This is a genomic window from Arthrobacter mobilis, from assembly GCF_012395835.1.
GTDB lineage: Bacteria > Actinomycetota > Actinomycetes > Actinomycetales > Micrococcaceae > Crystallibacter > Crystallibacter mobilis.
Genome location: NZ_JAAZSQ010000021.1, coordinates 20,934 through 27,357, shown reverse-complemented (window position 1 = coordinate 27,357; position 6,424 = coordinate 20,934). Strand labels below are relative to the sequence as shown.

Sequence of the window (6,424 nt, the reverse complement as noted above, 5' to 3'; positions counted from 1 at the left end):
CCTGATCCCGTGGGCGCTCACCCGCTGGCAGGTGCACCGGCCGGTGCCCGGCGGTCTGCCGGCCCGGGCCGCCGGTGCGCTGCTCACCGCTGCCGGAGCCGCCGTCGTCGCCGACTCCTTCGTCCGGTTCGCCGTCGAAGGCATCGGCACTCCGGTGCCGGTGGCCCCGACGAAACACCTCGTGGTCACCGGCCCCTACCGCCATGTGCGCAACCCGATCTAGCTGGCCCTGGCCGCGTTCCTGTTCGTCCCGGTCACCGTGTTCGTCAGGCTGTACGAGGAGCCGAAGCTGGCACGCACCTTCGGCAGCGAGTACGAGCAGTACCGGCGGAACGTACCCGGCTGGATCCCGCGGCTGACGCCGTGGCGTGCGGGGTGAGACGCAGCACGTCCGGCATATCCGGCGCGGCCGGTATGGGACGATTAAATCCGGTTCGTCCATGGGGCCGGGATGCGGGCAGGGGCGTCCAGCCCACGACCAGAGCGGAGGCGCAGTGGAGGAGAACAACGGCAGCCGGAACGCCGAACCGCAGCTGCCCCCCACGGCGGGCCTGCTGCCGGTCGTGGCTCCGCAGCCGCCGCGCCAGAACCGCAAGCCCGTGCCCAAGCAGACCAAGCCGGTCCCCGCCGGCACCGTCCCGCTGCGGGTGCCGCGGACCCCGCCCCGCCACAACGCCGCCGCCCGCCGGATGCTGCGCAAGCTGGTGCAGAGCGAGGCTCCGCCCACGGCGCCGATGACCATCGTGGACCGGTTGGCCGGCAGCCCGTATGCCAATCCGATGATCCAGGCCGGCGGTGTGGACGCCTCCGCCCGGCAGACCCTGGACCTGGCCCTGGACCTGGCCGAGGCGATGTTCCGCTACGGCGCCGGCGCCCTGGAGGCCGAGACCAGCATCATCGCGGTGACCGCCGCCTTCGGCCTGCGCAACGTGGAAGTGGACATCACCAACCAGTCGGTGGTGATCAACTATGCCAAGCCCGACGCCGTGCCCCTGACGGTCATGCGCGTGGTGAGGTCCTGGACCAACAACTACGCCGGCCTGTCCCAGGTCCACCAGCTGGTGACCGACATCGTCCGCGGGCACGCAGACCGTGCCGAGGCACGGCGGCGGATAGACGAAATCACCCGCCAGCCCAAGCCGTATCCGCGCTGGGTGGCCAGTCTGGCCAGCGCCGTCTTCGCGGGTACCATCGTCGCCTTCATCGGCGGCAGCTTCGCCGCCTCGGCCGTGGCCGTGGCCGCCAGCCTGCTGGTGGAGCTGGCCTCCCGCACGCTGGGCAGGTGGCGGATCCCCGACTTCTTCACGACGGCGGCCGGCTCCTGCATCGTGACCTTCCTGGCACTGGCCTTCTGGCAGCTGCAGGTCCCGCTTAGTCCGGCCATCGTGGTGGCCGGCGGCATCATCATGCTGCTGCCCACCGGGCGGCTGGTCTCGGCCGTGCAGGATGCCATCAACGGCTTCCCGGTCACCGCGGCCGGCAGGTTCCTCTCGGCGTTCCTGACCTTCGGGGCGCTGGTGGCGGGCATCTCAGTCGGCCTGGTCGCCGGTTCGCTGGCCGGCATCCGGGTACCTGATGTGCTCGAGGCCGGCGCGGGCGGCTACCCGGTGGTGGTCCAGGCGCTGCTGGCGATGCTGGCGACGGCGCTGGTGTGCGTGACCGAGCAGACCCGGCCGGCGATGATCGTCCCGACGGCGCTGGTGGCGCTGCTCGGGTTCGCCGTGTACGCGCTGGTGCAGGCCGGCGGCCTGGGGGACCGGCTCAGCCCGGCGGTGGCGGCGGTCTTCATTGGCTTTGCCGCCCGGCTGGTGGCGCTGAAGCTGGGCTCGCCGCAGCTGGTCGTGGCGGTGCCGGCGCTGCTCTTCCTGCTGCCAGGGTTCGCCATCTTCCGCTCGATGTACACGCTGACCGTCCCGCCGGGCGATCCGATCACCGGCATGTTCGTGCTCTTCAGTGCCCTGACCGTGATCCTGGCGATGGCCGGCGGGGCGGTGCTGGGCGACCACCTCGCGCGGCCGCTGACCCGCGGCTGGGGCTCGAACGAGGGCCGGCGCAACCGGCGCCGCTGAGCCTCGCTCCCCGCTTTCAGACGGGGTAGTCGTCCGGGATGATCTTGCCGATTTCGGTGCGCTTCTCGGCCTGGAAGGTGTCTTCGGCCCGGCCGTAGGCCCAGTAGCCGGAGATCGAGACCTGCCGGCGGGCCAACCCGTGCTGCTTGAACAGCACGTCGCGCAGTGACTTGACCATTTCCCGCTCGCCGTGGACGAAGGCCTGGACCTGGCCGCGGGGCCAGTCCAGCCCGGCCACTGCGTCATGCAGCAGCGTGGTGGTGCCGGCCGGGGCGCCTTCGCGGAAGAGCCAGTGCACCGCCAGGTTCGCCGGAGCGTCCAGCTGAAGCACATCCGCGGCCGAATCCACCTCGAGGAAGGCATGGCCGGCGGCGTCCGGGGCCAGGGCCTCGATGGCGGCGGCGATGGCCGGCAGGGCCGAGTCGTCGCCGGCCAACAGGTGCCAGTCCGCCGCCGGGTCCGGGGCGTAGGCCCCGCCGGGGCCGGTGAACATGAGCCAGTCTCCCGGCTGCGCCCCGGCGGCCCACGGTCCGGCCAGGCCCTCGTCCCCGTGCACCACGAAGTCGATGGCCACTTCCCCGGCCGCCCGGTCCACCCGGCGCACGGTGTAGGTCCGGGTGGTCGGCAGCTGCTCCGTCCGGCCCTGGGCAAGCAGGTCATCCTTCAGGGCTGCGGCGTCCACCGGCAGCTGCACCCCGAGCGACGGATCGACAAACCAGATCTTTACGTACTGGTCCGTGGCATCCTTGGCAGCGAACCTGTCGGCGAAGGCGCCGAATTCCGGACCGCCGGCCACGACCCGCACCATGTGCCCCGAGAGCCGCTCGGTGCGCAGCACCTGCAGGTTGGTCTGGGGCTTGCGCGGACGGGCCGGCGCTTCGGGCTGCGGGGAAGGCTGGTCGGTGCGCTGCGGGATCATGGACCTGGGCTCCTGCCGTCGGGGACGCTTTTCCTTAGCCTAGCCTAACCTTAGGTCCTGCTTCCCCCGCCCGGGCTCAGCGGGGCAGCCGCCAGTCCACCGGTTCGGCGCCCTGCTGCTTCAGCAGTTCGTTGGCCCGGCTGAACGGCTTCGAGCCGAAGAACCCGCGGCTGGCCGAGAGCGGGCTCGGATGCACGGATTCGATCCGCGGCACGTCCCCGAGCAGCGGGGCGACCTGCTGGGCGTCCCGGCCCCAGAGCAGTGCCACCAGCGGACCGCCGCGCTGGGCCAGGGCGCGCACCGCCAGTTCGGTGACCGGCTCCCAGCCTTTGTTGCGGTGCGAGCCGGACCGGCCGGCCTCCACGGTCAGGACCCGGTTGAGCAGCAGCACGCCCTGGTCGGCCCAGGCCGACAGGTCCCCGTGCTGCGGCGGGGTAATGCCCAGGTCCATCTGCAGTTCGCGGTAGATATTGGCCAGGCTGCGCGGCAGCGGCCGCACGTGCCGCTCGACGGCGAAGGCCAGGCCGATCGGGTGCCCCGGGGTGGGGTAAGGGTCCTGTCCCACCATGAGCACCTTCACTGCCGACAGCGGCCGGCGGAAGGCGCGCAGGATGTTGTCCGGGGCGGGCAGGATCTGCTTGCCTGCCGCCCGCTCGGCAGCCAGAAAGGCCTCGATCTCCCAGAGCAGGGATTCGGCCGGGGCGAGCGCGTCGGCCCATTCGGGGTCCATCACATCGGCCAGCGGGGCATGGGCGGCGAAGGGGAACGGACCCTTCTGGTCCGGGCCCGGCGGAGGGGCCGGCAGTGGAAAGAGCGCGCCGTCGTCGTAGTCCATACCCACTATCTTGACCGAAATCCGCACCGGCAACAGCCCCGGTGCCGGGGCTGCGCCGGCAACACTCCGTTCCGACCGGCGCAAATGACAACGCCTCCTGCGGCCAACTACCATTGGAAGGGCGGTTTCCCGGCAGGCCGTCCGGCACAGGGCGGCGGGCCGGCCGGCCGGCAGCGGCTGGAAACCGGACACAGCAGGCAAGCAGACGGAAGAGACGGTGGCTCGTGGCAGGATCCGCGGAAGCGCGCAAATTCGCCCTTGATGCGGAACTGGACTCCTCCAGCAAGCTGAGCGAGCGCGACCAGAAGATACTCGCGCTGGAACGGCAGTGGTGGAAGTACGCCGGCGCCAAGGAACAGGCCATCCGCGAACTGTTCGACATGTCCGCCACGCAGTACTACCAGATCCTCAACGCGCTGATCGACACCGAGGACGCCCTGGCGCACGATCCGATCCTGGTCAAGCGGCTCCGCCGGCTCCGCACCTCCCGCCAGCGCACGCGCACCGCCCGCCGGCTGGGCACGGATACCTAGGCTTCGCTGCCTGCCGTCCCTTTGGTCCTGTCCCTTTAGTTCCATCCCTTCAGTCCCGTCCGTGCGGTCCTGGCCTGCGGCGCCTTCGACCGCGAACAGCTAAGGAATACATTCCCCGATGTCCAAATACCCCCGCGACGAGTTTGACCAGGTTCCGGAATCCTCCGACCGCCAGGGCGTCCACCGGGCCAAGATGGCGGCCCCGAAGGCCGGCGGCCTGGGCCTGATCATTCTCGCAGCGGGACTGGCCCTGGCCGTGGGCGTACTGTCCTTCGCCGTACTGCCCCTGCTGGGCATGGGCGGCTCCGCGGCCCCGGTGGCGGCCACCGAGCCGACCACCGCCGCCTCCAGCAGCTCCGCCGCGGCCACACCGGCCGCAACGGAAACCGGGCCTGACGAGGAACCGTCCGAAGAACCCTCCGAGGAGCCGTCCGGGGAACCGGAGCCCACACCCACCAAGACCGCCGGCGAGGACGAGTCCGTGGAGGCCGCCGGGGCGGATAAGTCGGATCCGGTGCTGGTGCTGAACGGTACCGGCGTCACCGGTCTGGGATCCGGCGTTTCGGCCACGGTGTCGGCTGACGGATGGCAGGTCGCCGGGGTGGACAACTGGACCGGTGCGGCCTTGGCGAATTCGGTCATTTTCTACAACCCCGGGCAGCAGGCCAATGCCCAGGAACTCGCCGCGCTGCTGAGCATCGGGGATGTGCGCCAGACCGCGCAGGGAGAGATCTCCGAGGCCCTGACGGTAGTGCTCGGCCCCGGCTTCCAGTAGGCGCCGCAGCCGGTGCCGCCTGCGCCCGCCCGGGGCGGATTACGGCTTAGTAACATTCGTCCCGGCCGCGGGTCCATTGGTTGCCGCCGCGGATAGAGTGTGACCATTCCTGCCGGCTGGAGCCGGCCGGCAGGGCTGGAAACACCGATTTATGGGGGAAGCATGGCGCACGGCACGGTTAAATGGTTCAATGCGGAGAAGGGCTACGGCTTTATCACCGTCGACGGCGCGGACTCGGACGTCTTCGTCCACTGGTCCGCCATTATGATGGAGGGCTACCGCGCCCTCGAAGAGGGCCAGCGGGTGGAATTCGAGATCGGCGAGGGCCAGAAGGGCCCGCAGGCCGAGGAAGTGCGCATCGCTTCCTGAAAGCCTGTGCCGTGCCGCACCCTGCAGCGTCCGCAGCCTCCCCGCGTTCCGCGGGGAGGCTGCTTTTTTGTTCCAGGGCTGCTCTGCCTGGCCGGTTTGTTCCTGCCGAGTGGTCCCTGCGCGCTTATTCCTTCAGCGGGACGCCGCGCGCATCGCGGCGGAACGGCTCGGCCCCGACAAGGATCATGATCCCTTCGATGAATCCCCAGACGGCGCCCAGCCCGAAGGTCAGGAACGTCACCACGATCTGCACGATGCCGACGGCGGTGTAGCCCAGGTAGAACCGGTGGATGCCCAGTCCGCCCAGCAGGATGCCGAGCAGCCCGCCGACCAGCCGCGATTTCTGCTCCACGTAGCCGGCCACGTTGTAGTAGGGCTGCCCCGGTGCGCCGTAGGGGGCGGGGTGCCGGCCCTGCTCCCCGTAGGGCTGCTGCGGGTACTGCGGATATGCGCTGCCCGGCCCGGCCGGCGGGATGTACGGGTTCTGGGCCCCGTGCCGGCCCTGCTCCCCATAGGGCTGGGCGTACGGCGGCTGCTGCCCGGCCTGCCGCTCCGGGCCAGGTTGTGACTGTCCCGGTGCCGGTCCTGGATCCTGTCCCGGTACTGCCGTCCGGCCCGCGCCGGCGGCATCCCTGCCGGCATTGGACAGCGGCAGGGTGGGGTTCGGCGGCGCCGCCGGCACCGGCTCGGTTGGGTGCGCCGGCGAAGGCCTGTCCCTGCCCGGGTTCGTGGCGTCCGGATGTTCGGACATTGCTGGCTCCTTGGTGTGGTGGCGGGGGTTTGCTCCCTTGAATCAATCTACGGCCCGGCCGGGGCGGGCACCATGGGGGACTGCCCTGATTCGGCAGTCGGGGAATCCTGGCCGGCGCCTGGCCGGTCCTCGCCGGATGCCGGCCCCGGCTGCTGCGGCGGATGCGCCTGCTG

General features: G+C 70.8%; 7 protein-coding genes and 1 pseudogene. 5 read left to right on the top strand and 3 right to left on the bottom strand.

Annotated elements, in window-relative coordinates:
- Positions 1-223, top strand: a pseudogene (locus tag HGG74_RS21230) (isoprenylcysteine carboxyl methyltransferase); the annotation flags it as partial.
- Positions 224-494: 271 nt separating this feature from the next.
- The gene (locus HGG74_RS17215; RefSeq protein WP_376766153.1) at positions 495-2,069 is read left to right on the top strand and encodes a threonine/serine exporter family protein; all 1,575 of its coding nucleotides are present in this window, start codon (positions 495-497) and stop codon (positions 2,067-2,069) included.
- Positions 2,070-2,085: 16 nt separating this feature from the next.
- Here the strand turns inward: HGG74_RS17215 and HGG74_RS17210 are convergent, their stop codons facing one another.
- Together HGG74_RS17210 and HGG74_RS17205 are read right to left on the bottom strand one after the other, a co-directional pair.
- Complete coding sequence (locus HGG74_RS17210) at positions 2,086-2,988, bottom strand: siderophore-interacting protein (RefSeq protein ID WP_168488360.1); 903 nt, start codon at positions 2,986-2,988, stop codon at positions 2,086-2,088.
- Positions 2,989-3,064: 76 nt separating this feature from the next.
- A complete protein-coding gene (locus HGG74_RS17205) occupies positions 3,065-3,823 on the bottom strand; it encodes a uracil-DNA glycosylase (protein WP_168488359.1) in 759 nt (252 codons plus the stop codon).
- Positions 3,824-4,047: 224 nt separating this feature from the next.
- On the opposite strand from HGG74_RS17205, the gene HGG74_RS17200 reads away from it, so the two are divergent.
- The 3 genes from HGG74_RS17200 to HGG74_RS17190 all read left to right on the top strand — a co-directional run bounded on the left by HGG74_RS17200 (position 4,048) and on the right by HGG74_RS17190 (position 5,500).
- On the top strand, positions 4,048-4,356 hold the full coding sequence (locus HGG74_RS17200) for a DUF3263 domain-containing protein (protein ID WP_168488358.1): 309 nt from the start codon (positions 4,048-4,050) through the stop codon (positions 4,354-4,356).
- Between the two features lie 118 nt (positions 4,357-4,474).
- Complete coding sequence (locus HGG74_RS17195; protein WP_168488357.1) at positions 4,475-5,131, top strand: LytR C-terminal domain-containing protein; 657 nt, start codon at positions 4,475-4,477, stop codon at positions 5,129-5,131.
- Between the two features lie 162 nt (positions 5,132-5,293).
- Positions 5,294-5,500 (top strand): cold-shock protein, encoded by a 207-nt coding sequence (locus HGG74_RS17190; RefSeq protein ID WP_168488356.1) that lies wholly within the window; start codon positions 5,294-5,296, stop codon positions 5,498-5,500.
- 124 nt (positions 5,501-5,624) lie between these two features.
- Here HGG74_RS17190 and HGG74_RS17185 read toward each other — a convergent pair whose 3' ends face one another.
- On the bottom strand, positions 5,625-6,251 hold the full coding sequence (locus tag HGG74_RS17185; RefSeq protein ID WP_168488355.1) for a TM2 domain-containing protein: 627 nt from the start codon (positions 6,249-6,251) through the stop codon (positions 5,625-5,627).
- Positions 6,252-6,424: the final 173 nt, after the last annotated feature.